This window comes from Ruegeria sp. HKCCD9138 (assembly GCF_057220975.1).
The window spans coordinates 107,291-133,326 of the sequence record NZ_JBWVAZ010000003.1 but is presented as its reverse complement, the minus strand read 5'-3'; the positions used below and the strand labels follow the sequence as shown (position 1 = coordinate 133,326).

The following is a 26,036-nucleotide window of genomic DNA, read 5'->3' as shown; positions in this document are numbered from 1 at the left end:
GGTTTGTAAGCGGTGATATCAGTGGACTTCCCGACGAAACTTCCTAAAGTCCCGAACCGGAGCCCCGGCCTCAACGGTTCGTGCATGATCCGGGGGCGTGAACCGATGCAAGCAGCCGCCGAGAAACCCGATGCATTATCACAATAAACCCTACGACCAGCTGAATGTCGGCGACTCGGCCGAGTTGACGCGAATCTGTACCGAAGACGATTTTTTTGTCTTCGCCTCGAACTCTGGAAATCACAACCCGCTGCACCTGTCGACGGAAGACGGGGACGGCGATTCCGTCAACGAAGCCATTGCACCCGCCTTGTTCGTGGGTGCGCTGATTTCAGCGGTGCTTGGGAATATCCTGCCCGGGGCGGGGACGCTGTATAAATCACAGCATTTCGAATTTGGCGCCCGGGCTCATGCAGGCGAGGAATTGCAGGCGAGGGTTAAGGTGTTGGAAAAGCGGGAAAATCGCGAAGTTGTCATGGACACCAGCGTCCTGCGACCCAGTGACGATGCGGTGATCGTTTCCGGGACGGCCGTCGTTATTGCGCCGGAAAAAGAGTTGTCCTTTCACGAGATCGAATTGCCCGGCCTAGTGGTCCAGCGACATCGGCATTTCGACGCGCTGCTGGAACGGTCGCGTCCCTTGGCGGCGATGCCAACGGCCGTGGTTGCGCCAGAAGAGCCCAATTCACTGGGCGGGGCATTGCTGGCCGCGCAGGAGACGATCATCAAGCCGATCCTGGTCGGCGATCCGGACAAAATCGCCGCGGCGGCGCGTGAAACGGAAGTACCGCTGGGGGACACGGAAATCATCCCGGTAAAGGGGCATTTCGAGGCCGCCAATGTGGCCGTCGACCTTGTAGCGGATGGGCGTGCGCAGGCATTGATGAAAGGCCACCTGCATACGGACGAGTTGTTGCACGCTGCCCTGCGGCGCAACCGCGGGCTGCGGGCCGGGCGGCGCTTTACGCATGTCTTCGTGATGGATGTCCCAGGTCAGCCGCATCCGTTGCTGGTGACCGATGCCGCGATCAATATTGAACCCGATCTGGAGACTAAGATCGACATCACCCAGAATGCGATCGACCTGGCAATCTCAATCGGGATCAGCGCCCCCAAAGCGGGGGTTCTGTCGGCCGTCGAAACAGTCAATCCGGCCATCCGGTCCTCGATTGACGCGGCGCTGCTGTCCAAGATGGCCGAACGTGGGCAGATCAAGGGCGGGCTGGTCGATGGCCCTCTGGCGATGGACAATGCAGTGAGCCTGGCCGCTGCACGAACCAAGGGTATCGTCTCCGAGGTGGCGGGGCGGGCTGATATTCTGGTGGTGCCCAATCTGGACGCGGGCAACATGCTGGCCAAGCAGTTGACCTACATCGCCCATGCCGAGGGCGCCGGTGTTGTCCTGGGTGCAAAAGTGCCGATCATCCTGAACAGCCGCGCGGATGACGACAAGGCTCGGTTGGCCTCATGCGCCGTTGCGGCACTACATGCAGCGCGGCTTTCGGGGAAAATCTGATGGATCATATCATCACGCTGAATGCGGGGTCTTCGTCTTTGAAATTTGGTCTCTTCCAGGCGGACGGAGGAGAGCCGTCGGAAGTTTGCACCGGTCTCGTCGACCGTATCGGCAGCCCGGCCGCGAAGGTCCGCGCACGCATGTCGGACGGCGAGGTTTTGGCCGATGAAACTTCGGACGTCATCCAGAATCACGACTCGGCACTTGAGCATGTATTGACGCTGCTGCAGCAGCAGTTTCCGGGCGCCCGGATCGCGGCAGTGGGCCACAGGATCGTGCATGGCGGGCCGGATAACGATCGGCCAGTCCTGCTGACACAGGACAGCCTGAAAACCCTGGAGGACCTCTCATCCTTTGCACCCTTGCACCAGCCCTACAACCTTGCCGGAGTACACGCGGCAATGGGCCGGTTTCCGAAGGCGGCACAAGTTGCCTGTTTCGATACCGCCTTCCATAGAACCCAATCGTGGGTGAACGACACTTTTGCTCTGCCCACCGAGTATTACGACATGGGTGTGCGGCGATACGGGTTTCACGGGCTGAGCTATGATTACATTTCCGGTCATCTGCAACAGACCGCTCCGGATTTGCATGCTGGTCGGGTCATTGTCGCTCATCTTGGAAACGGGGCGTCCATGTGCGCCATACGTGGGGGGCGCTCAGCCGGGTCGACGATGGGCTTTTCGCCTCTGGATGGTCTGCCGATGGGCACGCGCAGCGGACAGATCGATCCCGGTGTCCTCCTGTACCTGATGGAACAGAAAGGAATGAGTGCCGGCGAAATCTCGGACCTGCTGTATCGCAAATCCGGATTGCTGGGCCTGTCCGGTTTGTCCAACGACATGCGCACGCTTGAGCAGGCAGAAACAGCCGATGCCCGTCAGGCAATCGAGTATTTCACTTTCCGCGCCCGCCGAGAGCTTGGCTCGCTGGCTGCAGTGTTGGGCGGAGTGGACGCTGTGGTATTCACCGGTGGAATCGGTGAGAATTCGGCGCGTGTTCGGGACCAGATTTGCGCAGATTTGGAGTGGCTGGGAATCGAACTGAACAAGGACGCAAATCAGAGCAGCGCGCGAACCATTTCGACTGAGGCATCCCGAGTTCAGGTTTTGGTCATTCCCACAAATGAAGAACTGGTTATCGCCCGCGCCGCTTTTGACTTCGCCCCCAAGGGTTGAGTGTCCCGATTATATTGGCAAAAATCCGCCTCCTGATTGGCAAATACAGGCTCTACGGGAATTCCCCAATATCGTTCTCTCAACACATGCGCTATCTATTGCGTATTACCAGGGCCGCTCAGGCCTTACCACTCTCACTTAATTCCCCTATGGGGGGCTGGCTCTTTACCCCCTCGGCCAGCCCCTCAATTTCATTTTGGGGGTCTTAACCAGTCGGGCCGATCAGGTGGCAAGGTGGGGATCATCGTGTAGCAGTTGCAAAACGAGTCCCGGCAATTCTGAGCTGTGGCCGTAGCTGGCATGATGCGGCAGATCCGCAATGGGGGATTTGCGGTAACCTTCGGTATACAGCAGAAATGGGACCCCGGCCCGCTGCGCGGTTTCGGCGTCGACCTCGCTGTCCCCCGCAAAGATCCTCGGGCCGGCATCCGGCAATGCTTCAAAGCTGGCGTGTAAATGGGTCGGGTCCGGCTTTCGTGTGTTTAAGGTATCGCCGCCCAAAACGGCGTCGAAAAACCCTGACAGATTCAACTCGTCGAGAACGTGCCTTGCAGGGGCCTCAGGTTTGTTCGTGCAGACACCCAGAGCACAGCCCATATCGCGCAAATTGCCAAGCGCTTCCGGCACGCCGGGATAGACAGTCGTAAGATCACATGCTGCCGAATTGTAGTGGTTCAGAGTTACCTTTGTCAGTTCGGAATGGCGATGTTGGGGCAGCCCGCAGTGGTCCATCGTCCGCGCCACCAGTTTCGGCAGGCCATTGCCGACAAATTGCCGGATCGTTTGCTGCGGAAGCGGCGCTAGTTCGACGTCCGCGAGCATCCGGTTCACTGCCTGTGAGAGGTCGGCGAGACTGTCGATGAGTGTACCGTCCAAGTCGAAAACAATGGTTGCGCTCATGAATAGGTCCGCCTCTGGCTTTGTCGGTTTCAGGCCTATCCCGTGCAGGTGTCCGTGCGCAACCGGCAGTCCAACAAAAGGTTTGAAATCTGGCGCTTGACAATCCCGACTAAAATAATCAGATTAAGTTTCAGGAACAGAAAGCCAGCCCGTCAGGGTCAGCCAGATCACGAAAACCATTAACAGATATGGCACTTTGCCCGACACGCTCTGGAGATGTCCGATGAACGCGCAAAATCCCACACCGACCCAAGGCTATGCTGTCTCAATGCTGCCGGCTCACAAGGCCGAAGAGCTGACCAATGGTGGCAACCTGGCTCATATCGAGCTTGGCGACCAGCTTTATACCCTGCGCATCACGCGCGCGGGCAAACTGATCCTGACGAAATGAGCGCGCCATCCTCACGCGGCGGGGCGGCTGTTGGCCGACTGGCTGATCTGAGTCCTGTCGAAGCCGGGGCAGTCATGTATCTGCGGCTCTGGAGTGACGGAGCGTCCGGTCGGGCTGACGCGGCAAGTGATTTCGATATCGCGCTCGGCTCGGATCGCGGGCAGGCGGTGATGCTGACGCTGGACCGCCTGTGCACGCTTTGTGCCAATTATGGGCGTCGTTCGCTTATCCGGCACGGGTTGGAGTGTTCGTGTATTGGTGCTGACGAAAACTGTTTCGCGCAGATGGTTGCCGCCGCTTCGGAAGGTGCGCGCGAAGACGCCATGATGATGGCCTCACTGATCGTGCGCCCCGACTTTGCGCCGGCTCTGGCGTCCTTGTCCGAAGAGCTCGGGCTGGCCCTGCGCCAAATGATATCCGCACCCCCAGTGCCGACGACAGGGCATCACGCACCCTCTGCGATGTTGCATTGATCGGTACTGCAAAACCCCGGCAATTACCGCCGGGGTTTTGTTTTTCTGGCTTACAGTGCGTACCTCAGCAGCATCCGCAACCCGCGTGGTGATGATCGTGGTCGCAAACCGGCGCTGGCGTGTAATCTCCAACCTCTGCCAATACATCGCGCAATGCCCACAGGATCATATCTACATCTCCGGCTTCAATCGTCAAAGGCGGGCGGATCTTCAGGATGTTATCTTTGGGGCCCTCGCTACCGATCAGGATGCGGTGGTCGCGCATCCGGTTTTTGACGTAGCTGCAGATCTCGGTGCCTTCCGAGCCGTCGGGGTTTATCAGTTCAACTCCCAGAAACAGCCCCATGCCACGCACGTCGCCAACGTGCCGAAAGTCGGCTTCGATCTGTCTGAGGCCATCCATCAACCGCTCGCCCATGGCCTTGGCATTACCCTGCAAGCCTTCGTCATCAACGATGTCCAGCACCTCCTTCCCGATCCGGCATGACAGGGTCGAGCCGCCGAAGGTCGAGAAGAACTCGATCCCGTTGTCGAAACTCTCAGCGATGGCCTTCGTCGTTACCAGTACGCCCAGCGGATGGCCGTTGCCGATGGGTTTGCCCAACACCACGATGTCGGGCAGGGCGCCCTGGTGTTCGAAGCCAAAGTAATAATCTCCCAACCGCCCGAGGCCCGTTTGCACCTCGTCGGCAATACAGACGCCCCCGGCGGCGCGGATTTTTTCGTACACCGCAGGCAGATAGCCTTTTGGCGGAATGATCTGTCCGCCGACCGATGGAAAGGTCTCTGCAATGAAACCGGCAAGCTCGTGGCCCCTGTTTCGCAATTCGGCAATCGCCGGGTCGACCAGATCCGCAAACTTTTGCGCGCGGTTGGGGTCGTTTCGTCGGTACGAGCCGCGATAGTCATCCGCGACTTCGACCAATTCGACCCAGTCCGCCTGACCAACGCCGCCGGGCTTGTTGAATTTGTAAGCCGAGATCGCCACGGCCGCGTTGGTGTTGCCGTGGTATCCATGATCCGGAGTCACTATACCCTTTGCCCCGGTATGGGCACGGGCCAGACGCAAGGCCAGTTCGTTCGCTTCCGTGCCGGAGTTGACGAAAAAACAGACCTCGAAGTGATCCGGCAGTTTGGAGAGAATTTTCTCGGCAAAAGCGGTCTGCGCGGGGTGCAGATACCTGGTGTTCGAATTCATCCGCTTCAACTGATCCGCCGCGACGGCCTGAATGCGTGGATGTGCATGACCCACATGCGGGACGTTATTATACGCGTCCAGATAGGGGCGTCCCCATTCGTCAAACAGATGATGCTTCCAACCGCGCACCAGCATGACCGGGTCATCATATGTCAGGCTCAGATTGCCGCCGAAATGCGCCTGACGCCCTTGCAGGATGGCCTGCTTGTCCGTCGGGAGATAATGCACCTTGTCGTCAGGCAGATTCAGCAGCGCCGCAGGATTGGGGCAGAGGGCGTTCCATAGCTCCATCTCATCCGGGTCGGCAACCCCCGGCCAGTCCGCGTCCATCCCGGCGGTGGTCAGGGCCAGTTGGAAATGCACGTGCGGTGCCCAACCGCCATTCTGGTTTGCCTCGCCCAATCTGGCAAAAGCTGCACCCTGCGCCACCGGATCCCCCGGCTTAAGGCGGTCGCAGACCTCCGGGTCCAGATGGCCATACAGCGTGTAGAATGAATCACCCTCTGGCGTTTCGTGGTGCAGGATCACAACGCCGCCATAGTCCAGGTGATTGTCGCGGTTTTCCACAACCTCGACCCGCCCACTGATCGGTGCATAGAGGACAGTCCCCGCTGGCGCGAATACATCTACGGCCAGATGAATCGTACGCCGGTCCGAAGCCTTCCACGACCCCTTGCGAAACCCGGGTTCCGCATAGATCAAACGGGGTTCGTTATAGTAGCCAAGCCAGAGGCCGCCTCCGAATTCCTCACCCACGCGCGCGGCTTCGGCCAATGGCATGTGAAATGGGTTTTGCGGCCAGGTAGAGTTCTCAACGGACAGTGACCCCATGGGCGCCTCATTCAGGTCCTGCCCGAACAATTGCGCGCAATGGTCGCGATGATCGGACAGATAAGCGTGTATCCGTTCGGCCCCATCGACAACCGGCAGCCCACAGGCGGCGCGCAGCCGCGCAGGCATCAGGCCGCCATTGACGGTGCCGTTTTCCAGAAAGCGCCAGGCCGGTGCCTGACTGATAGTGACATATGGATCGTCCGGGTTTTCCAGCGCCATCAAAGTCGAATTGACGACCGAAACGGCCAGCCGCATGCGCAACAAGGGCCAGATCAGATCAACCTCTTCAGGGCGCAGGTGGTTTGCCGCATGGTAGCCCCGCACCAGAGCCGCCAGAGCGCGTTCAGGTTTGGGATGATCCAGCACCACATAAGCTCCGGCAATCGCCAGGTCACATACTCGCGGCGCCGCGCACATGTCTCCCAGATCGATCAGACCCGAAACGCTGCGGCGTTCGCTCAACTCGCCCTCAACCAGAATGTTATAGTCGTTGGCGTCGTTGTGGATGGCCTGAACAGGTAAGCTGGACAGCGTGTCCGATATCGTCTCGAAGCCCTCCACGATTTCCTGCAATAGCGCGCACCGGTTCGGATCCGAAATAGCGTCCAGTCTGTCTGCGATCCAACCGGCCTGCATCAAATCCCACTTGAAATCCGGCCTGATCAAAGCGGCATGGGTGAACCCTTCCAGTGCCCGGTCAGTCGCACCCAGGACACGGCCCAATTTCAGGATCAGGTCTTCGGTCTTCGGTGCCGTACTTGCATAACAATGTCCCGGAAGCCGTTCCAACAACCAAACAAGTCGTGTCTGTCCGTTTTCATCCGCAATCTCAGGCAGGAAATCTCCATTCAGATCCGGGTACAGTTGAGGAAATGGCAGGCCCGGAGCTTCGGCGGCGATGTATTTCAGCGCCCTGATCTGTAGATCGACCAGATCGGGCGCGCAATCCGCCCGCATGACCTTCAGCACATAGTCCTGGCCGTTGGTCGCCCGGGCCAGAAAATTCAGGTCATACTCACCATCCAAACGCGTCAACCGGGCGTCCAGCCCCCAGGATTGGCGCAGGGCGTTGGTCCAGAATGTGTTCAAGTCGCTCATTTGATTCTGTGTCCCGCTTGCACCGGGATCCTCTTCATCTGGCCCCAAATATCCTCGGGGGTGAATTGGCCCAATGGGCCAAGAGGGGGCAGACAGCCCCCTTTCGTCAGTCCAAAGCCCGCAACCGTTTGATTAACGAGGATGTGTCCCAACGCCCGCCGCCCAGCTTCTGAACATCCTTGTAGAACTGATCGACCAGTGCCGTGACAGGCAACGAAGCGCCGGTTTCGTTGGCCATGTCCAAACAGATGCCCAAATCCTTGCGCATCCAGTCGACTGCAAAGCCATGTTCGAAATGATCGTCCAGCATGGTTTCGTGCCGATTCAACATCTGCCAGCTACCGGCCGCACCCTGGCTGATCACTTCGACCACTGCACGACCGTCAAGCCCTGCCTTCTCGGCAAAATGCAATGCTTCGCTCAGGGCCTGAACCAACCCCGCAATGGCGATCTGGTTGCACATCTTTGTCAATTGCCCGGCGCCGCTGTCGCCGATACGACGGCAGATTTTCGAATAGACCTGCATCAGCGGTTCAGCTGCATCATAGGCAGCTTGATCACCACCGCACATGATCGACAGAACGCCATTTTCGGCACCCGCCTGCCCACCCGAGATCGGGGCGTCAACGAATGCAATGCCTTGCGCCTTGGCGGCGGCATAAAGCTCGCGCGTGATCTTGTCGGAAACGGTTGTGTGATCGACAAAAACCGAACCCTCTGACATGCCGCGAAAGGCCCCGTCTTCGCCGGTGCAGACCATGCGCAGATCGTCGTCATTGCCCACGCAGGCCATGACAAATTCCGCGCCCTGCGCCGCTTCGCGCGGCGTTGCGGCCATTGTGCCGGCGTACTCGGCGACCCAGGCCTCGGCTTTGGCGGATGTGCGATTATAGACCGTGACCTGATGCCCTGCTGCCTGAAGGTGCCCTGCCATGGGATAGCCCATGACACCCAGGCCAAGGAACGCGACTTTTGCCATTTTGTGATCCTCTCCCCTGTCCGGCGGCGGCTGTGGCCAGTACCGGAATGTTCAGGTCTGACAAAGCAAAGCCGGGACCAAAGGGCAACCCCGAGTTACGCTTGTCCACCCAGATCCCGCAGGATGGGACAATCGGGGCGATCATCTCCGGCGCAGGCCTCGATCAAGTGGCCGAGTGTGTCTCGCATCGCTTTCAGATCGGCGATCTTGGCGTCGATCTGTGTCAGATGCTCGCGCGCGATCCGTTTGACGTCAGCACTGGCGCGGCTTTCATCCTCGTAAAGCGCCAGCAGCGTGCGGCAGTCTTCAATGGTGAATCCCAGCGCTCGGGCGCGACCCAGGAAGTTCAGTTTGTGAATGTCCTGCTCACGAAACCGGCGATAGCCATTGTCGTCGCGTAACGGTTTGATCAGGTTGATCTCTTCGTAATAGCGGATGGTTTTGGCAGGCAGCCCGGTTCGGGTGGCGACGTCTCCGATATTCATGAATGTGCCTCCTGCGATAAGGATGGTTGGGGCGTTTCGGGCACGCTTGCGCGTACGCGACGCAGACGCAGTGCATTGGAGACGACAAAGACGCTGGACAAAGCCATCGCACCTGCCGCTAGCGCCGGGGACAGCAGATGACCGCCGAACGGATACAGCACGCCTGCCGCGACGGGAATCAGCAAGGTGTTGTACCCAAACGCCCAGCCGAGGTTCTGGCGGATATTGCGCATGGTGCGGCGGCTGATCTCAACGGCGTTCGCCACGCCACGCAGGTCGCCCGACATCAAAACCACGTCGGCGGTTTCAATTGCAACGTCCGTGCCGGTGCCAATGGCGATCCCGATATCGGCAGCCGCCAAGGCCGGAGCGTCATTGATGCCGTCGCCGACGAAAGCCACAGGTCCAAACCGGCTTTGTAAATCGGTAATTGCCGCCAGTTTACCGTCTGGCAGCACCTCAGCGGTGACATGGTCTATGCCCAACTCACCCGCCAAAGCCTGCGCCGTTCGCGCATTGTCGCCAGTGATCATGGCAAGCTTCAGCCCCATTTCATGCAGGCGTTCCAGTGCTGCCCGCGTGCCTGGCTTAATCGGATCCGAAACGGCCAGCGCGGCAGCCGGTTGCCCGTCGACGGCGACATAAAGTGGCGTTGCGCCAGTGGCAGCCAGTCGTGCGGCTTCAGTCTCCAACGCGCCAAGATCAACATCGTTCTGCACCATGAGACGGTCTGATCCGATCAAAACGCTGCGCCCTTGGACCGCTGCACGCAAGCCGAGACCCGTGAGGGATTCGAAATCCGAAACTTCCGGCAATTCCGTCGGTCCGGCACGGGTAATCGCAGTTGCAATCGGATGCTCCGATCGAGCCTCAACCGCCGCAGCCAATTGCAGTACCTCTTCCCGGGCAAAACCGCAGGCGGTGATCACCTCGACCAGTTCGGGTCGGCCCAGTGTCAGCGTTCCGGTCTTGTCCAGTGCAACGACCCGCGCTTGCTGCAACTGCTGCAACGCGTCTCCCTTGCGGAACAAAACGCCCAATTCCGCCGCCCGACCGGTGCCCACCATGATCGAGGTCGGCGTGGCCAGACCCATGGCGCAAGGGCAGGCGATGATCAGCACCGAAACACCCGCCACCAATGCCAGCGGCAGCGCCGGGGCCGGACCGATGAGCAACCACGCCAGAACAGTCAGTACGGCGACACCGATGACGGCCGGAACAAAGCGATGAGTGATCTGGTCCACCAGCCCCTGAATGGGCAGCTTCGCGCCCTGAGCCTGCTCGACCAACCGGATAACCTGCGCCAGCACCGTATCGGCGCCCACATGGGTTGCACGGATTTGCAGCGCACCTGTGCCGTTGACCGTGCCGCCGACGACCTCGTCACCGGTCTCTTTGCCAACCGGAACCGGTTCGCCCGTGATCATGCTTTCATCCACATAGGAGCTGCCGTCCAGAACGAGCCCGTCCACAGGGACGCGCTCACCGGGGCGAATTTGGATAATGTCATTCACTGTAATCTCGGCAATCGGGCGGTCGACGAAGACGCCGTCACGCGCCACGCGGGCCGTGTTGGGTTGCAGGCCGACCAGTTTGCGAATTGCGGCGCCGGTCCGGCCCTTGGCGCGCGCCTCCAGCAGTCGGCCCAACAGGATCAGGACGACGATGACGGCGGCGGCCTCGAAATATACATTGGCTGTGCCTTGCGGCAGCACTTGTGGCGCGAAAGTTGCAACGACAGAGTACAAATAGGCTGCCCCGGTTCCCAGCGCGACCAGAGCATTCATATCCGGCGCACCCCGCAACAGCGACGGGACACCTTTTGCATAAAACACCCGACCGGGACCAACCAACAATACCGAGGTCAGAGCGAACTGGATCAAATGGCTGTTCTGCGTGCCGATGGTCGCCTGCACCCAATGGTGAAATACGGGGATCATATGACCACCCATCTCCAGAACAAAAACTGGCAGGGCCAGCAGCGCAGCGAACAAGGTCGTCCGGGCGAGCGCTTTGATTTCTTCCGTTTTTGCGGAGAGATCGTGATCGTCCTGCTTGCTTGCAGGGCGGGTTGGGTATCCTGCCTCGGTCACGGTTTTTGCAAGCGCGGCCGGGTCTGTTGCTCCTTGGAGATAAATCACCGTCGCGTTTTGTGTCGCAAGGTTCACGTTTGCACCAATTACACCGGGGCTGGAGGTCAGGGTTTTTTCAATCCGGGAAACGCAGGAGGCGCAGCTCATCCCGTCGATCTGCAAAATGCTTTCCTGTGTGGCGGCCGGGTATCCAGCGGCTTCCAGCGCCTTGGCGATCTCAGGGAATTGGCCATCATACGCGATCTGTGCAGTCTCGGTCGCAAAATTGACCGAAGCCTCGCCGATGCCTGGAACGGCCTGCAACGCGGTTTCAACCCGTCCAACACATGAGGCACAGCCCATTCCCGTGACTTTGATCTGAGCGTGTTTGAGTTCTGTCATCCGAGTCGTCCTGATACTGGCAGTACCCTCCAGATGGGGGTTCCAGTCACGGGAAGGTCAAGGGGTGTTCCGCTTATTTGCCGTATTTTAGCCCCAAGTCGCTTTGATGCGGTCCAACTCGGCCTTCAAACGCTCGTTTTCGGCCTGAAGCTGCGCCATCTCGCGCCCCAGTTTGTTCAGATGGGGGCGCAACTCGGCTTCCGTAAAGCGCGGTGTGATATGGCGCGGACAGTTCCAGTCCAGCGCTTCTACCCGTATTGTGGCGGCGCGTTCTGCCTCGGTTTCGGCGCCTTCGGGGTACAAATCAGTAGCGGCTTCAGCGCCTTCGGCAAACGAGACCCGGCCCAGGATTTTCAGGCGACGTTTGTTCGCATAATCCATCAGGATCATCGCGATCCGGTCATTGACGTCCAGATTCCCGCGCGAAATGTACTGCTTGTTTCCCGTGAGGTCCGCGTATCCGATTGTGCGTTCGTCAAGAACCTTCAGAAAGCCGACAGGACCGCCGCGAAACTGCACATAAGGCCAGCCCGTCTCGGACACCGTGGCCTGATAGAACCCGTCGCGTGCCTCGATAAAGGCTTTTTCGTTCGGTCCGATCTCATGCCCTTTTTGCGGGCCGCCTTCAATGAACTTGGCATAAGTCGCGGCGGACCCCATTCGGTCCTGATAGGCACGTACGGCCGGAGTGAAAGTCAACTGAGAAAAGGCGCGTGGCATCGAAGTTCCTTTCGTGACCCTCGAGAACCGAGGGCATTGAATCGCACGACAAGTGGCGCATTGGTCGAAAGTTTGAACCAACTATATGGGCATGGTTTTGGACCGGGCCGCTGACAAAAGCGTGATCGTGGCGAAGGTTACAACAGGCGCGTGAAATTCAAAACGTTGCGTATCGGTCTGTCCGAACGCGACGTCACATGGATTGGCTGAAAGTGAAGCAGCCGCTAGTTTTGGAGCAAATCCAGAGGAATGAGGTCTCAATGTCTCTTTTTACCAGCTCTGCCGCATGGGTCACCGATGAACACCGGATGTTTGCCGAAATGGCGGGCCGGTTCCTGGATGACGCCCTGGTGCCGAATATCGAGACCTGGGTCGAGAACGGTGTCGTTGATCGCGCCTTCTGGTTGAAGGCAGGTGAAACAGGGCTGATGGCGGGTTCGATTGCCGAGGAATACGGCGGCGTCGGCGGCGGCATGGGGTTTGACGCCGTGACTCTCTATGAGCAGACCGCACGAGGGGATGCCGGGTGGGGTTATGGCATACAGTCTATCGTGACCCATTACATCACCGCTTATGGCAGTGATGAGCAAAAGCGGAAATGGCTGCCGAGACTCGCTTCGGGTGAGATGGTCGGCGCGTTGGCTATGACGGAACCCGGAACCGGTTCTGACGTGCAGGCCGTAAAGACCATGGCCGAAAAGGACGGGAATTCGTACAAGATCAACGGCTCAAAGATCTTTATCACCAACGGCCAGTCGGCTGACTTGGTGATCGTTGCGGCAAAGACCGACAAATCTCTGGGCGCAAAGGGTGTTTCGCTGATTGTGGTGGAAACTGGCGGGGTCGAGGGGTTTCGCAAGGGTCGCAATCTCAAAAAGCTGGGAATGAAGGGGAACGACACGGCCGAGCTGTTCTTTGAGGACGTCAAAGTGCCGATGACCAACCTGCTGGGCCCGGAAGAGGGGCAGGGGTTCTATCAGTTGATGAAGCAGCTGCCGTGGGAGCGGTTGACCATTGGTATCATGGCGCTGGGAGCAATCGATTTCGCCATCGCCGAGACCGTGAAATATGTTCAGGAACGCAAGGCGTTTGGGCAGCGTGTAATGGATTTCCAGAACACGCGTTTCAAGCTGGCCGAGTGCAAGACCAAGGCCGAAGTGCTGCGGAGTTTCGTGAATGATTGCATTGCCAAACTGGAGGCGGGTGAACTGGATGCTGCGACTGCCTCGATGGTGAAATACTGGGGATCGGAAGTGCAGAATGAAGTCATGCACGAATGTCTGCAGTTGTTCGGCGGTTACGGATACATGATGGAATACCCAATTGCCCGCCTCTATGCGGATGCGCGGGTTCAGATGATATACGGCGGTACAAATGAGGTGATGAAGGAACTCATTGCCCGCTCGTTGGACGAGTAGTCGGAAGAAGTAGGCTCCCGCCCGTCGTCGACATTCCTTTCGGAACGTCTCCTCCCGTTGGGCCGGGCAGGCGCGGGCGAAGCCCGCGCCTGCCCGGCCCACCTGCTGTCCGCAGGACGCAAAGCCGAAGGCTGCGCAGCAAATCCAACTTGGCGCCATTGTTCCGCGTTGATCTGAATGGCATTCTGGCCGGGTATCGAAATCGACCCTAAGGGCGCCGTCATGGTGGACACTAACAAGAATCGAATCCGAGCCCTGCTCAAAAGCATTGAGACCGGTGACCCCGGCCCAGTTTCCGTGGTGAACGAGGCCCGCTACATTCAGCACAACCCTCAAACCCATGAAGGCAGTGAGGGTCTAGCCGCCTTGTTCAAGCGCCTGTCAGAAACCTCGCCCCGCGTGAATGTCGTCAGGGCCTTCGAGGACGGAGACTACGTATTTGCTCATACGGAGTATGATTTTTCCCGTCGCAATATCGGGTTTGAGGTTTTTCGATTTGAAGACGGTCAGGCCGTCGAACATTGGGATAATATTCAAAAGCGGCAGGGGCCGAACAGATCCGGTCACAGCATGGTGGACGGGGTAACGGGCGCCAGTGACGAGCATCTCACAGAAGCAAACCGGGCCTTCGTGCACGCCTTTGTCGAAGCCGTACTTATTACGGGTGACTTGGATCGGCTCGAAACTGATATCGACTCTGATGCATATGTCGAACACAACCCACGGCTATCTGATGAGGTGTCAGAGTTGCGATCCTCTCTGGCAGCGAGGCTAAATGGTGATCGGGTTGTCGATTATCGGCGCGTTCATCGGGTGTTGGCCGAAGGAGACTTCGTTCTGACCGTGTGCGAAGGCAGATTCAACGGCAACCACAGCGCATTTTATGATTTGTTCCGTGTGGCGAACGGCAAGATTGCCGAGCATTGGGACACGGTCGAGACAATTGCCCCGCGCAACGAATGGAAGAACGACAACGGCAAATTCTGATTTGCTTGCGCAATGCGGTCTCCGCGGTTTTAGTTTGGGCTGGGGCCACAGTCGAAAAAGTCAGGAAATCGCCCCTCGACCCGAACACGGGTCTGCGCCGAGTAGTGAGCCAACGTTGCGACACGCCTTTGGCCTCGGAGTCGGCGACAGGTACGGCCGCATCGCGTTTTTGATTTGACTGTTCTACTCGAATTCAAGAAATGGATGGCGATGATCGATCGGCGCTTGTAACCGGGCCCGTCCGCACCGAAGATCCGCTCAAATCCATGAGGTTCAAATTGGGTGATCACAACCAATCGCTGTGGCGAAAAACTTGCGTAGAAAACGTCGACGCCGTTGCACTGTCCGGTGACCTGAGCGTCGACCTCGCTGTCATAGGCGGTGGTTACACCGGGTGTTCGGCCGCCCTGACTGCTGCCCAGGCGGGGGCATCGGTCTGTTTGCTGGAAGCGAAGGAGATCGGGCATGGTGGGTCGGGGCGCAATGTCGGGCTTGTGAATGCCGGCCTTTGGATGCCGCCGGACCGAATCCGATCTTACTTGGGTCAGGACACGGGCGATCACCTGATCGCATTACTGGCCGCTGCACCCAAAGAGGTTTTTGGTCTTATCGAAGCGCACGGTATTGATTGCGCACCGGTTCGATGCGGTACACTGCATTGTGCCCATTCCACCGGTGGTCTGCGCGACTTGCAATCCCGGCATGAACAACTGACCGCTTCAGGTGCGCCGGTTACGCTGGTTTCGGCAGACGAGGCAGGCCAAAGAACCGGCAGCGCGGGCTTTCACGGTGCCTTGTTCGACCCGCGCGCCGGAACGATCCAGCCGCTGGCCTTTGCCAAGGGGTTGGCGCGTGCGGCCGTGCAATCCGGAGCTCAGGTTTTTCAGAACAGCCCGGTTCGGTCGCTGATTCATCAGGGTGGTGCCTGGGTGCTGACCACACCTCGGGGCAGGGTTCAGGCGAAGGCGGTCATCCAGGCCACAAATGCATATCATCAGGAGCTTTCCCAATCCACGCCTGCTTATGTACCGGTCTACTATTTCCAATACGCCACGGATCCGCTGTCGGAAAACCTTCGCGCCAGCATTCTGCCGGGTGGCGAGGGATGCTGGGATACCGGGTTGATCATGACATCATTCCGACTGGATCAGGATGGGCGGTTCATCATCGGCGGCATGGGCGATCTGGGTCAGATCGGCAGGTTTGCGCACAGTCGATGGGTCTGTCGAAAGATGGCCGAGCTTTATCCGCAACTGGCGGATCAGCCTCTGACCGATGGTTGGCACGGCAGAATTGCGATGACATCGGATCATCTTCCCAAGATTATCGAAATGGGACCCAATGCGCTTTCGGTACATGGTTTCTCGGGCCGGGGGATCGGGCCGGGTACCGTGTTCGGGCGCCTGATGGCGAACAGTCTATTGGATGGGGACCCGTCCTACCTGCCGGTGCGGCCTATCACTCAGTATCGAGAAAGCTGGACGGGTCTGCGCCGCGCCTTTTTCGAAGCAGGCGCGGCGGTAACCCATTTGATCAAGGCGCGGTTTTAGCGCCGCTGCTGATCAGACCGAACGTGTGATCCCACCATCCACGCGGATGTTCTGTCCGGTCATGTATGCCCCGCCTTCCGACGCGAGCAGGGCTACAACCGATGCAATTTCCTCGTAGCTGCGGCCATAGCGCCCCAGAGGGATACGGGCGCGAAACTCTTCTTTTTCCGGCAGGCTGTCGATGAAACCCGGCAAAACGTTGTTCATCCGGATATTGTCGGCGGCGTATTGGTCCGAAAACAGCTTGGTAAATGCTGCCAACCCCGCGCGAAAAACGCCCGATGTCGGGAATACCGGATCAGGTTCGAACGCAGCAAAGGTAGAGATATTGATGATCGAGCCACCGCCCTGCGCCTGCATGATCGGCGTCACCAGCCGTGTCGGGCGCACCGCGTTCATGAAATAGACATCCATACCAGTGTGCCAGTCTTCATCCGTCAGCTCCAGGACTGGTGCCCGCGGTCCGTGCCCGGCTGAATTGACCAGAACATCGACGCGCCCCCAATGGGCCATGGCTGCGTCGACAAGCTTTTGCAGATCGTCATTGGACTGGTTTGATCCGGTGACGCCGACGCCGCCCAATTCGCGCGCAAGGGCTTCGCCTTTGCCCGAGGAGGACAGGATACCGACTTTGAACCCGTCGGCCGCGAGTCTTCGGGCTGAATCCGCGCCCATGCCGCTGCCGCCGGCCGTGATCAGAGCTACTTTTGTCATGTGTTTTCTCCTGACAATCCGTTTCTTTCAAAATGCGGTCCTATGACCGGTTTGACCAATCAGTTCTTCTGACCGTATGCTGTAGAAAATCTACTGGGTAATCCAATGGCCGCTCTTCCCCCTTTGAACGCACTTCGGGCTTTCGAAGCTTCGGCCCGGCACCTTAACTTTCGTCTGGCCGCCGAGGAGTTGGGCGTGACACAAGGCGCCGTTGCCCAGCAGGTGCGCGGGCTTGAGGCGCGGCTGGCCGAAAAGCTGTTCGAGCGCCTGCCACGCGGTTTGCGCCTGACGGAAGCCGGGCGGCGTTTTCATGCGCCATTGAAGCGGGCTTTCAGGTTGATCGAAGAGGCGGTTGATGATCTTTCAGGAGACCGGCAAATCACAATTTCGGTCACGCCAAGCTTCGCGTCGAAATGGCTGGTGCCACGATTGGCGGATTTCACGGCCAGGCATCCAGATATCTCGGTTCAGGTCGACGCGCGCGAACGCCTTGCTGAATTCAAAACCGACGGCGTGGACCTAGCGGTTCGGCAGGGGCGTGCGCCATTTGGGCCTGACCTGACCGCCGTTCCATTGTTCTCGACCGAATTCGTTCCGGTGTGTAGCCCTGATCTGGCCCGTCAGGTAACCAAGCCTTTCGACCTGATCAAACAGGTTTTGCTTAATGACACACACGGGCTTTGGCCATTGTTTCTTGAGCGTGTCGCAGTTAGCGGGAAGCCGAGAATGATGAATTTCAGCCAGACCAGTCTTGCGATAGATGCGGCGGTGTCGGGGCAGGGCATTGCTCTGGCAAACGCTCCGCTCGTGGCAACCGAGATTGCAACGGGCCGCCTTGTCCAGCCACTGGAAGACGTGTTGATAGAAGACCTGGGGTTCTATGTGGTTGCGCCGCGGAAGCCACGCCAACCCGAGCTGGTCGAGAAAATGAAGGACTGGTTGCTGTCTCAGGCCTGAAGTTTAGTGGCGATTGCCTCGATCCGGGTGCGGAGCCAACGGTGCGCCGGGTCGTTGGCGGATCGCTGATGCCAGACCATATAGATCGAAACTGGTTCGCACGCGAAGGGAAGGGGCGCGCAGTCCAGCCCCGCCAGTGGACCGAATTTCATTAGCTCGGTGTCCGTTGAGATCAGATCACTGCCTTTCACGAAAGACGGAATCGCATTGAAATGAGGCAGCGTGACGGTGGGTGGCCGGATCTGACTCTGATCCACACCGCGCATAACCGCGCGGGAACTGCGGCCATCCGCGAAACGCACCTCGACATGTTCTGTTTCGCAATAGTCCTGCCAATTGTGCGGTGGTCGACAGTGGTCGCCGTCGAAATAGATCATCAGCGGGCTTTGCAGCAAGCGTTTCTGAAAAATATCCGGTCCGTCCGGGGGCAGGGGCGTCAGCATCAACTGGCACCGGTCGCTGCGCAACAGGTCGGGATCCGGAACTCCCGAAAGTATGAAACCCAATCGAAGACGTACACCTTCGGTACGAACGGCGCGCAATAGTTGCGGAAAGATCAACTCTCGCGGCATATCATTGGTGGCGATCTCGATTTTGATATCCTCGGACTGGGGGTCAAAAGGGCGCTCGGCGGTGAGAGAGCGCATATTGTCCAGCACCAATTGAACTGGTTCCTTCAACGACAAAGCGCGTTCGGTTGGCGTCAGGCCCTGTCCTGACCTTACAAACAGCGGGTCACCCAACACCTGACGCAACTTGGACAGCGTATGGCTTATCGCGGATTGCGTAACGCCCAACCGGTCGGCGGCCTTGGAAACCGAGCTTTCCTCGAGGATGGTCAGAAAGACTCGCAGAACTTTTCCGTCCAAGTCAGTGAAATTAGTTTTGCTCATACCCTTTATGATTATTCATGAATGGATTTGCTGTCCATGAGGCGATAGGGGACGATGTGGAACAGGAGGCGCATGATGGGAATCCGCTTTTTCTCGGACAAGAACAGACCCGTTCATATGGGCCCGTACCCGCTGGAGCGGTTGGTGCGGCAGGAAGGCATGCCGGACTTGTCCGCGGCAACACCGATGCCCGAACTAAGCTTCCACCGACCCGACCAGCCGGAGAGCATTGTTAACGCAATGGGCGAGTTTCAGGCGATGATGGACGCGATCCGGGATGGGTTCGTGAATCCGGCTGCGGCGGAAATCCCGACGGACCCGACCGAGCGTGCCCATCATCTGAAGGCTTTCGGTTATTTCAATGACGCCTCGATGATGGGCTGTGGCCCTCTGCCGCCCGAAGCGTTGTTGCAGCGGCCCCGCCGTAATCCGGATATCGACCGTTTGGCCCACGCGCTGAAAACGCGACAGACCAAGACACTGGCCTCGGGGATCGACGTGATCATGGCTGATCTCAAGGAAAGCATGGAGGCAAAACCTGGTTCAATCGACAACCACCGGCATGCCATTGTTTTCCTGTATGAATTCAATCGGGACCCCGACCCGCATGAGCCTGGGTCTGATTGGATATTGGCCGCGCAGGATCATCGTGCCTGTCTGTTGGCGACGGAAAACGCCGTGGTCATCGCCAATTACATTCGCCTGTTGGGTTTCGATGCGCGGGCGCATACGGCAATGTCGTCTGATGTTGATCTTGGCAGGCTTGCCGTTGCGGCCGGGCTGGCGTCGGTCGAAGACGGTGACGTTGTTGTTCCATGGCTTGGCAGGCGCTTTGGTCTGGCAGCCGTCACAACCGAGATGGACATTGCGCACGATCAGCCCTTGTTGCCCATGGCACAGCAACCGTGGATCCGCACGCAAGGTCCGGCTTGGTGGTTGGGAACGGGTTTTGCCAAGAACGCTTTGAACCGCGACCCATATGCCAGACGGCGGTATATGGAAGGCGCGCACCCGTTCGAAAAGCTCAAACGGGTCGATACGCCCACCACGTATATTGACGAAGAAAATGTCGCCCGCGTGCCAAAACGGGCCGACATGTTTGCCCGCGCGCAGTTCGGGGACATGGGCAAGTCGCTGCAAGACGCGGCGAAAGGCGGGCACTATGTTCGCAAATCCGCACCCAGTTTCGCACAGCGCCGCGCATTGGGGGCGTTTGTGCTGCTGCAGGATGGCGAAAGCGCCGAAGTTGCCCAACCCACCGACGCCGAACGCAATGCGGCGAATGTCAAGGCAGCAACCTATTTTCTGGGTGTCGACGCCGTGGGTCTCAGCCGATGTCCCGAATGGAGCTGGTATTCCCACGATGCCACCGGAGAGGAGATCACGCCGCCCCATGATCAGGCCATCAGCATGATCATCGATCAGGGCTATGAGACGATGGAAGGCGCAAGCGGCGATGACTGGATCAGCGTTGCGCAGTCCATGCGTGCCTATCTGCGGTTTTCACTGCTGGGCGGTGTTGTCGCTCAGCAGATCCGCAACCTCGGCTACAAGGCCAAGGCGCATACGGTGATGGATGGCGAGGTGCTGCAACCTCCGCTGCTGCTGCTGTCCGGGCTGGGCGAGGTCAGCCGGATTGGCGAGGTCATTTTGAACCCATATCTTGGGCCACGCTTGAAATCCGGTGTTGTGACCACCGACATGCCGTTGACCCACGACAAGCCGATTGATTTCGGTCTGCAGACTTTCTGCGAAGCCTGCAACAAATGTGCGCGCGAATGCCCGTCGGGGGCAATCACGGCTGGGCCGAAACTGATGTTCAACGGTTATGAAATCTGGAAATCGGACAGTCAGAAATGTGCGACCTATCGTGTGACCACACCCGGTGGAGCGATGTGTGGCCGGTGTATGAAGACGTGTCCGTGGAACCTTGAGGGGATTTTCAAGGAACGCCCTTTCCGTTGGGCCGCGATGAACATTCCCCAAGCGGCGCCCGCGCTGGCCAAGCTGGACGATGCGGTCGGAAATGGCCGGTTGAACGACACCAAGAAGTGGTGGTGGGATATCGAGTTGCAGGCCGACGGAGCCTATCGCCCGTCGGTTCACCCTCTGAACCGGCGCGACCTGCAAAAGGACCTGGATCTGAAATACGAAGATCAGACACTGGCCGTCTATCCGGCCTACCTGGCACCACATCCCTGGCCCTATCCCTTTGCCATGGATCGTGAGGCCGGAATTGCGGCCTATGAGGCGATGGTCACGGCAGATGAATACAAGGCCCGCAAGGCTGCCGGGGATATATCCGTTGTCCATCGATATCAGGTTGCGGGCGACGCCCCGGTGATGCGGGTCGAGCTCACCAAGGTCGACAAGATGACTGCGGACGTGACCAAGTATGAATTCTCGGCCCTTGATGGCGCGCCATTGCCAGAATGGACCGCCGGGGCCCATTTGGACGTTCTGGTCGCACCCGAGTTTCTGCGCCAGTATTCAATGTCCGGCAACCCGGGGGACACAGGCACCTATCAGATCGGTGTACTACGCGAAGACAAAGGGCGCGGAGGATCCGCGTTGCTGCACCGCATTTTCAACGAGGGGCGCAAGGTCTTCATTTCGAAACCCATCAACCATTTCGAGCTGGATGAAACGGCGACCAGGACTTTTCTGATGGGCGGTGGCATCGGCATTACGCCAATGATCGCTTTTGCCCATCGCCTACACGCGCTGGGAAGAGAATTCGAGCTTCACTATTCGGCCAGCACACGTTCTGGGGCCGGGTATCTGGATGATCTGGCTTCGATGCCATGGGCAGATCGGGTGTTCTATCATTTTTCGGACGAAGGCACGCGTGCTGACCTGGATGCCATTCTGTCGGGGTATCAGGAAGGCTGGCATGTCTACACTTGCGGTCCGGATCGATACATGGACGGCGTCATGCAGGTGGCGGAACGGCAGGGATTTCCGGACGACGCCCGCCACCTTGAATATTTCTCGGTCCCCGAGCAGCCGGAATACGAGAACCACCCCTTCACCCTGCGTCTTGCGCAGTCGGGGCGAGAGTTGACGGTTCCCAAAGACAAAGATGCAGCTCAGGTGCTGAACGAGGCTGGGATTCACGTAGATGTGAAATGCTCTGACGGGATTTGCGGTGTCTGCAAATGCGGTGTGATTTCGGGCGATATCGAGCATCGAGACTTTGTTCTTTCGAACAAACAACGCGAAGCGGCGATCATCCTGTGCCAGAGCCGGGCTGCCCAACCGGGTGGGGTCGTCGAGCTCGACCTTTGATCAGAGTTTGGAGACAGCCTGCTGAATCGTGAATTTTGGTCGTTCCGGCCATGGACGCGCTGGGGTTGCTGCACTAACGTCCCCGGCGAATCCCAGTGAATCCTGATCCACAGGTACGAGGTAAATACATGGACTATCACAGCCCCGCCAGTTTTGCCGAAGCCTCGGCTCTGGCTGCAAACGCGACGGGCATCACCCGGTTTCTGGCCGGCGGTACCGACGTTCTGGTGCAGTTGCGCTCGGATCTGGTCACACCCGATACGCTGATCGACATCAAGAAAATCAACGGTGTACGCGACATCACACGCAATGCAGATGGCAGCTGGACGCTGGGCGTTGCCGCAACCGGCGCGGAAATGAGCGAGCATCCCGAACTTAGTCGCGACTGGCCCGGTGTGGTTGAGGCGATGGATCTGATCGGATCGACTCAGGTTCAGGGGCGCGCGACACTGACCGGCAACCTGTGCAACGGATCACCTGCGGCTGATTCCGTACCTGCCATGGTGGCCGCAGGCGTGACCGTGACTGTCACGGGGCCGAATGGCACGCGTGAAGTTGCGGTCGAGGAAATTCCGACCGGCCCCGGCAAGACATCACTGGCCAAGGGCGAAGTGATCTCTGCGGTGAACATCCCGGCGCGCGGTGAAAACGGTGGCGACGCTTATCAGCGCTTCATCCCCCGCACGGAAATGGACATCGCCGTGGTCGGCGTTGCCGTGAACCTGCGTCTTGACGGTGACACGATCACCGAGGCCCGCGTATCTCTGGGTGCTGTCGCGCCAACCGTCCTGTTGGTCGAGGACGCTGCCCGCGCCATCATTGGTACAACGCTGGACGATGCCGCGCTGGATGCGTTGGCGGCCGCTGCGTCGGCGGCTTGCAACCCGATCGACGACAAACGGGGCACAATCGCATTCCGAACCGAAGTTTCGGGCGTTCTGGCCAAACGGGTCGCCAAAATCGCCTATGCCCGCGCGAAGGGAGAGCAAGCATGAGCAAGTTCCACGTATCCACCACTGTCAACGGCGATACGGTCGAATATCTGTGCGACCCGCGAGAAACCCTGCTGGATTGCCTGCGCGACAAACTGAACCTGACCGGCGCCAAGGAAGGCTGCGGCACTGGAGATTGCGGTGCCTGTTCGGTCACGGTGGATGGCCGATTGGTCTGTTCCTGTCTGATGCTGGGGGTTGAGGCCGACGGCAAGCAGATCGAAACTGTCGAAGGCATCGCTGAAGGTGACGTTCTGCATCCGCTCCAAAAGAAATTCATCGAATATGCTGCCTTGCAATGCGGTGTCTGCACGCCGGGCATTCTTGTGGCCGCCAAATCCCTGTTGGAGAAAAACCCTGATCCGACCGAGGAAGAGGCGCGCTATTGGCTGGCGGGCAACCTGTGTCGGTGCACTGGTTATGACAAGATCATTCGCGCCGTGATGGATACGGCCGCTGAACTGCGGGAGGCTTCGTAATGGCACTCGACGATCGTAAATCCGTATTCAATTTTGTCGGCACGCGCCCCGATCGGCCGGACGGGCTGGACAAAGTAACAGGTCGCGCCAAGTTCGGGGCGGATGTTTCCGCTCCGGGTATGCTGCATGGCGCAATCCTGCGCTCGCCCCACGCGCATGCGCGGATCGTAAAGATCGACACTTCGAAGGCCGAGGCGCTCAAGGACGTTAAGGCCGTTGTCACCCGTGCCGATTTTGCCGATGTCCCGTTCAAACCGGGCCTGGAAGGTGAATTCTGGAACGTGCTTGAAAACGTCATGGCGGGTGAAAAGGCACTGTATGACGGGCACGCTGTGGCCGCTGTAGCCGCAACTTCGGCACTGGCGGCGCGCGATGCCTTGAAGCTGATCGAGGTCGAATACGAAGTCCTGCCGCATGTCACCGATGTGGACAAGGCGATGGCGCCGGACGCGCCGGTCATCCGCGAAGGTGCGGCAGATTATTCGGTTCCCGAAGGCATGCACCCGAACGTCGTGCGGTATCACGAAAGCGGCCATGGCGATGTCGAGGCCGGTTTTGCCGAGGCCGATCTGGTCATCGAAGACAGCTTTGTCACCGAGGCGACCCATCAGGGATATATCGAACCTCATGCATGTCTGGCGATGCTGGGCAATGACGGCAAGGGCGAGCTGTGGTGCTGCACCCAAGGGCACTGGATCGTCCAGAAAACCTGTGCTGCGGTTCTGGGGATCGAAACTTCAAACCTGCGGGTCACTGCGTCAGAGATCGGCGGCGGGTTCGGTGGCAAGACCACAGTGTTCATTGAACCGGTTGCGCTGGCATTGAGCCGCAAGGCCAATCGCCCGGTCAAGCTGGTCATGAGCCGGTCTGAAGTATTCCGGGCCACCGGGCCGACCGCGTCGGCGTCGATGGACATAAAGATCGGGATGAAAAAAGACGGCACGATCACCGCCGCCGAAGGTATCTTCCGCCTGCAAGGCGGGGCGTTCCCCGGTGCGCCGGGCGACATGACCGCCATGTGTGCCTTTGCGCCCTACAACCTGACGAATGTACGGCAGGTGGGTTATGACGTCATGGCCAACCGTCCGAAGCAGGCGGCCTACCGTGCACCGGGTGCGCCGATGGGCGCATTCGCGGTTGAATCCGTGCTGGACGAGCTGTGCAAGAAGCTGGGCCTCGATCCGATCGAAGTTCGCCTGAAAAACGCGGCGCACGAAGGCACCAAGGCAAGCTATGGTCCAACCTACGAACGCATTGGTCTGGTGGAGACGCTGGAGGCGGCGAAGGCGCATCCACACTATTCGGCGCCTTTAAAACCGGGGCAGGGTCGTGGGATTTCCTGCGGCTTCTGGTTCAATCACGGGGGCGAGACCAGTGTCTCGCTGGCCTTGTCCGAGGATGGCTCGGCTCAGGTCATGGTGGGCACTCCCGATATCGGTGGCTCGCGCGCGTCGATGGCGCTTATGGCTGCCGAGGTTCTGGGCATCCCCTACGAGAATATCCGTGTGACCGTCGCCGACACAGCCTCGTTGGGGTATAACGACGTGTCCCATGGCAGTCGGGTGACCTATGCCAGCGGGCTCGCCACCATCAAGGCAGCCCGCCATGCGGTTGAAAAACTGTGTGAACGGGCGGCGGCCAAATGGGGCATCCCGGTCGATGCGGTCAAATGGGAAGACGGTTGCGCCGTGCCCTCCGGCCCGAACGCAGGCGATTTCGATCCGATGCCGCTGGCCGAGATTACCGCTGACATGGGTGCGACCGGTGGCCCGATTTCGGGCCATTTCGAAGCGACGCCCGAAGGCGCGGGCGTGTCCTTTGGCACGCACATCGTGGATGCCGAGGTCGATCCGGAAACCGGGAAAACCAGCGTCGTCCGCTACACGGTCATTCAGGACGCCGGCAAGGCGATCCACCCGACTTATGTGGAAGGCCAGTATCAGGGCGGTGCCGCGCAGGGTATCGGCTGGGCGTTGAACGAGGAATACATCTATGGCGACGACGGTCGCCTGCAGAATTCGATCTTCCTCGACTACCGCATTCCTGTGGCCTCGGACCTGCCGATGATCGACACCGTGATTGTCGAGGTACCGAACCCCGGTCACCCGTTCGGTGTGCGTGGTGTCGGTGAAACCGGTATCGTGCCGCCTTTGGCGGCCATCGCCAACGCAGTCTCTCATGCGGCCGGCGTACGGATGCGGGAATTGCCGATGTCGCCGCCGCGCATCCTTGCGGCGCTAAAGGACAATGGTTGAGGTCCACCTTTGGTCCGGCCTCCGGTCATTGACCGGGGGCCGGCAGGTCGTCGAAGTTGAGGCGACCACAACCGGCGAGTTGCTACGTGAGCTGATACGCGCCCATCCGCAATTGCAGGGGCCAATTGACGCCGGCGTGTCGATTGCGATCGACGGACGGATTATTGCCACAGGACTGGCTGAGCCAATACCGGAAGGCGCGGAAATTTATCTGATGCAACGGCTTCGCGGCGGCTGATCGCTGATCAGTACGGCCT

General features: G+C 59.1%; 21 protein-coding genes. 13 read left to right on the top strand and 8 right to left on the bottom strand.

Annotation, left to right across the window (positions count from 1 at the left end):
- Positions 1 to 130: 130 nt before the first annotated feature.
- Together AC2TEL_RS06455 and AC2TEL_RS06450 are read left to right on the top strand one after the other, a co-directional pair.
- Positions 131 to 1,516: a bifunctional enoyl-CoA hydratase/phosphate acetyltransferase gene (locus AC2TEL_RS06455; RefSeq protein ID WP_480840491.1), complete on the top strand. Its 1,386-nt coding sequence runs from the start codon at positions 131 to 133 to the stop codon at positions 1,514 to 1,516.
- Positions 1,516 to 2,694, top strand: coding sequence for an acetate/propionate family kinase (locus AC2TEL_RS06450; RefSeq protein WP_480902731.1), 1,179 nt, complete (start codon positions 1,516 to 1,518; stop codon positions 2,692 to 2,694). The genes AC2TEL_RS06455 and AC2TEL_RS06450 overlap by 1 nt, the downstream gene beginning before the upstream one ends.
- 222 nt (positions 2,695 to 2,916) lie before the next feature.
- Here the strand turns inward: AC2TEL_RS06450 and gph are convergent, their stop codons facing one another.
- Positions 2,917 to 3,594 carry a phosphoglycolate phosphatase gene (gene gph / locus AC2TEL_RS06445; RefSeq protein WP_480902729.1) on the bottom strand — a complete coding sequence of 226 codons (678 nt, stop codon included), beginning with the start codon at positions 3,592 to 3,594 and terminating at the stop codon, positions 2,917 to 2,919.
- A gap of 223 nt (positions 3,595 to 3,817) precedes the next feature.
- Between gph and hemP the strand changes: the two genes are divergently transcribed.
- Entirely contained in the window at positions 3,818 to 3,985 is a 168-nt protein-coding gene (gene hemP, locus AC2TEL_RS06440) for a hemin uptake protein HemP (RefSeq protein ID WP_298387027.1), read from the top strand.
- Positions 3,982 to 4,458: a hypothetical protein gene (locus tag AC2TEL_RS06435; protein ID WP_480902727.1), complete on the top strand. Its 477-nt coding sequence runs from the start codon at positions 3,982 to 3,984 to the stop codon at positions 4,456 to 4,458. Before hemP ends, AC2TEL_RS06435 begins: the two co-directional genes overlap by 4 nt.
- 64 nt (positions 4,459 to 4,522) lie before the next feature.
- On the opposite strand, the gene AC2TEL_RS06430 is transcribed toward AC2TEL_RS06435, so the two are convergent.
- The 5 genes from AC2TEL_RS06430 to AC2TEL_RS06410 form a co-directional block, all read right to left on the bottom strand.
- Positions 4,523 to 7,588, bottom strand: coding sequence for an aminotransferase class III-fold pyridoxal phosphate-dependent enzyme (locus tag AC2TEL_RS06430; RefSeq protein ID WP_480902725.1), 3,066 nt, complete (start codon positions 7,586 to 7,588; stop codon positions 4,523 to 4,525).
- Positions 7,589 to 7,694: 106 nt separating this feature from the next.
- Positions 7,695 to 8,567 carry an NAD(P)-dependent oxidoreductase gene (locus AC2TEL_RS06425; protein ID WP_480902723.1) on the bottom strand — a complete coding sequence of 291 codons (873 nt, stop codon included), beginning with the start codon at positions 8,565 to 8,567 and terminating at the stop codon, positions 7,695 to 7,697.
- Positions 8,568 to 8,662: 95 nt separating this feature from the next.
- On the bottom strand, positions 8,663 to 9,052 hold the full coding sequence (cueR, locus tag AC2TEL_RS06420; protein ID WP_480840479.1) for a Cu(I)-responsive transcriptional regulator: 390 nt from the start codon (positions 9,050 to 9,052) through the stop codon (positions 8,663 to 8,665).
- A complete protein-coding gene (locus tag AC2TEL_RS06415; RefSeq protein ID WP_480902720.1) occupies positions 9,049 to 11,526 on the bottom strand; it encodes a heavy metal translocating P-type ATPase in 2,478 nt (825 codons plus the stop codon). Before AC2TEL_RS06415 ends, cueR begins: the two co-directional genes overlap by 4 nt.
- A gap of 87 nt (positions 11,527 to 11,613) precedes the next feature.
- Complete coding sequence (locus AC2TEL_RS06410) at positions 11,614 to 12,246, bottom strand: pyridoxamine 5'-phosphate oxidase family protein (protein WP_480840475.1); 633 nt, start codon at positions 12,244 to 12,246, stop codon at positions 11,614 to 11,616.
- 260 nt (positions 12,247 to 12,506) lie between these two features.
- On the opposite strand from AC2TEL_RS06410, the gene AC2TEL_RS06405 reads away from it, so the two are divergent.
- The 3 genes from AC2TEL_RS06405 (at position 12,507) to AC2TEL_RS06395 (ending at position 16,201) form a co-directional block, all read left to right on the top strand.
- Positions 12,507 to 13,664, top strand: a complete 1,158-nt coding sequence (locus tag AC2TEL_RS06405) for an acyl-CoA dehydrogenase family protein (protein ID WP_480840473.1) — start codon at positions 12,507 to 12,509, stop codon at positions 13,662 to 13,664.
- A 177-nt stretch (positions 13,665 to 13,841) separates the two neighbouring features.
- Positions 13,842 to 14,651, top strand: coding sequence for a nuclear transport factor 2 family protein (locus tag AC2TEL_RS06400; RefSeq protein ID WP_480902718.1), 810 nt, complete (start codon positions 13,842 to 13,844; stop codon positions 14,649 to 14,651).
- A gap of 266 nt (positions 14,652 to 14,917) precedes the next feature.
- The gene (locus AC2TEL_RS06395) at positions 14,918 to 16,201 is read left to right on the top strand and encodes an NAD(P)/FAD-dependent oxidoreductase (protein ID WP_480903090.1); all 1,284 of its coding nucleotides are present in this window, start codon (positions 14,918 to 14,920) and stop codon (positions 16,199 to 16,201) included.
- Positions 16,202 to 16,213: 12 nt separating this feature from the next.
- Here the strand turns inward: AC2TEL_RS06395 and AC2TEL_RS06390 are convergent, their stop codons facing one another.
- Positions 16,214 to 16,915 (bottom strand): SDR family oxidoreductase, encoded by a 702-nt coding sequence (locus AC2TEL_RS06390; RefSeq protein ID WP_480902716.1) that lies wholly within the window; start codon positions 16,913 to 16,915, stop codon positions 16,214 to 16,216.
- 105 nt (positions 16,916 to 17,020) lie between these two features.
- On the opposite strand from AC2TEL_RS06390, the gene AC2TEL_RS06385 reads away from it, so the two are divergent.
- Positions 17,021 to 17,872, top strand: coding sequence for a LysR substrate-binding domain-containing protein (locus tag AC2TEL_RS06385; RefSeq protein ID WP_480902714.1), 852 nt, complete (start codon positions 17,021 to 17,023; stop codon positions 17,870 to 17,872).
- Here the strand turns inward: AC2TEL_RS06385 and AC2TEL_RS06380 are convergent.
- Positions 17,863 to 18,765: a LysR family transcriptional regulator gene (locus AC2TEL_RS06380; protein ID WP_480902712.1), complete on the bottom strand. Its 903-nt coding sequence runs from the start codon at positions 18,763 to 18,765 to the stop codon at positions 17,863 to 17,865. The genes AC2TEL_RS06385 and AC2TEL_RS06380 overlap by 10 nt on opposite strands.
- A 75-nt stretch (positions 18,766 to 18,840) precedes the next feature.
- Here AC2TEL_RS06380 and AC2TEL_RS06375 point away from each other — a divergent pair, with 75 nt between their 5' ends.
- The 5 genes from AC2TEL_RS06375 to AC2TEL_RS06355 all read left to right on the top strand — a co-directional run bounded on the left by AC2TEL_RS06375 (position 18,841) and on the right by AC2TEL_RS06355 (position 26,017).
- Positions 18,841 to 22,053 carry a reductive dehalogenase gene (locus tag AC2TEL_RS06375; protein ID WP_480902709.1) on the top strand — a complete coding sequence of 1,071 codons (3,213 nt, stop codon included), beginning with the start codon at positions 18,841 to 18,843 and terminating at the stop codon, positions 22,051 to 22,053.
- A 128-nt stretch (positions 22,054 to 22,181) separates the two neighbouring features.
- Positions 22,182 to 23,048, top strand: coding sequence for an FAD binding domain-containing protein (locus AC2TEL_RS06370; protein ID WP_480902707.1), 867 nt, complete (start codon positions 22,182 to 22,184; stop codon positions 23,046 to 23,048).
- Positions 23,045 to 23,524 (top strand): (2Fe-2S)-binding protein, encoded by a 480-nt coding sequence (locus AC2TEL_RS06365; protein ID WP_480902705.1) that lies wholly within the window; start codon positions 23,045 to 23,047, stop codon positions 23,522 to 23,524. Before AC2TEL_RS06370 ends, AC2TEL_RS06365 begins: the two co-directional genes overlap by 4 nt.
- Positions 23,524 to 25,779 carry a xanthine dehydrogenase family protein molybdopterin-binding subunit gene (locus AC2TEL_RS06360; protein ID WP_480902703.1) on the top strand — a complete coding sequence of 752 codons (2,256 nt, stop codon included), beginning with the start codon at positions 23,524 to 23,526 and terminating at the stop codon, positions 25,777 to 25,779. Before AC2TEL_RS06365 ends, AC2TEL_RS06360 begins: the two co-directional genes overlap by 1 nt.
- Positions 25,772 to 26,017, top strand: a complete 246-nt coding sequence (locus tag AC2TEL_RS06355) for a MoaD/ThiS family protein (protein ID WP_480840455.1) — start codon at positions 25,772 to 25,774, stop codon at positions 26,015 to 26,017. Before AC2TEL_RS06360 ends, AC2TEL_RS06355 begins: the two co-directional genes overlap by 8 nt.
- Positions 26,018 to 26,036 lie beyond the last annotated feature (19 nt).

Bases quoted from the DNA above. Each gene is read 5' to 3' on its own strand.
- AC2TEL_RS06450 (WP_480902731.1), top strand. From the start codon at position 1,516: ATGGATCATATCATCACGCTGAATGCGGGGTCTTCGTCTTTGAAATTT.
- hemP (WP_298387027.1), top strand. From the start codon at position 3,818: ATGAACGCGCAAAATCCCACACCGACCCAAGGCTATGCTGTCTCAATG.
- AC2TEL_RS06410 (WP_480840475.1), bottom strand. From the start codon at position 12,246: ATGCCACGCGCCTTTTCTCAGTTGACTTTCACTCCGGCCGTACGTGCC.
- AC2TEL_RS06355 (WP_480840455.1), top strand. From the start codon at position 25,772: ATGGTTGAGGTCCACCTTTGGTCCGGCCTCCGGTCATTGACCGGGGGC.
- AC2TEL_RS06385 (WP_480902714.1), top strand. From the start codon at position 17,021: ATGGCCGCTCTTCCCCCTTTGAACGCACTTCGGGCTTTCGAAGCTTCG.
- AC2TEL_RS06415 (WP_480902720.1), bottom strand. From the start codon at position 11,526: ATGACAGAACTCAAACACGCTCAGATCAAAGTCACGGGAATGGGCTGT.
- AC2TEL_RS06455 (WP_480840491.1), top strand. From the start codon at position 131: ATGCATTATCACAATAAACCCTACGACCAGCTGAATGTCGGCGACTCG.
- AC2TEL_RS06375 (WP_480902709.1), top strand. From the start codon at position 18,841: ATGGGAATCCGCTTTTTCTCGGACAAGAACAGACCCGTTCATATGGGC.
- AC2TEL_RS06430 (WP_480902725.1), bottom strand. From the start codon at position 7,588: ATGAGCGACTTGAACACATTCTGGACCAACGCCCTGCGCCAATCCTGG.
- cueR (WP_480840479.1), bottom strand. From the start codon at position 9,052: ATGAATATCGGAGACGTCGCCACCCGAACCGGGCTGCCTGCCAAAACC.
- AC2TEL_RS06405 (WP_480840473.1), top strand. From the start codon at position 12,507: ATGTCTCTTTTTACCAGCTCTGCCGCATGGGTCACCGATGAACACCGG.
- AC2TEL_RS06425 (WP_480902723.1), bottom strand. From the start codon at position 8,567: ATGGCAAAAGTCGCGTTCCTTGGCCTGGGTGTCATGGGCTATCCCATG.
- AC2TEL_RS06390 (WP_480902716.1), bottom strand. From the start codon at position 16,915: ATGACAAAAGTAGCTCTGATCACGGCCGGCGGCAGCGGCATGGGCGCG.
- AC2TEL_RS06370 (WP_480902707.1), top strand. From the start codon at position 22,182: ATGGACTATCACAGCCCCGCCAGTTTTGCCGAAGCCTCGGCTCTGGCT.
- AC2TEL_RS06380 (WP_480902712.1), bottom strand. From the start codon at position 18,765: ATGAGCAAAACTAATTTCACTGACTTGGACGGAAAAGTTCTGCGAGTC.
- gph (WP_480902729.1), bottom strand. From the start codon at position 3,594: ATGAGCGCAACCATTGTTTTCGACTTGGACGGTACACTCATCGACAGT.
- AC2TEL_RS06365 (WP_480902705.1), top strand. From the start codon at position 23,045: ATGAGCAAGTTCCACGTATCCACCACTGTCAACGGCGATACGGTCGAA.
- AC2TEL_RS06435 (WP_480902727.1), top strand. From the start codon at position 3,982: ATGAGCGCGCCATCCTCACGCGGCGGGGCGGCTGTTGGCCGACTGGCT.
- AC2TEL_RS06400 (WP_480902718.1), top strand. From the start codon at position 13,842: ATGGCATTCTGGCCGGGTATCGAAATCGACCCTAAGGGCGCCGTCATG.
- AC2TEL_RS06360 (WP_480902703.1), top strand. From the start codon at position 23,524: ATGGCACTCGACGATCGTAAATCCGTATTCAATTTTGTCGGCACGCGC.
- AC2TEL_RS06395 (WP_480903090.1), top strand. From the start codon at position 14,918: ATGAGGTTCAAATTGGGTGATCACAACCAATCGCTGTGGCGAAAAACT.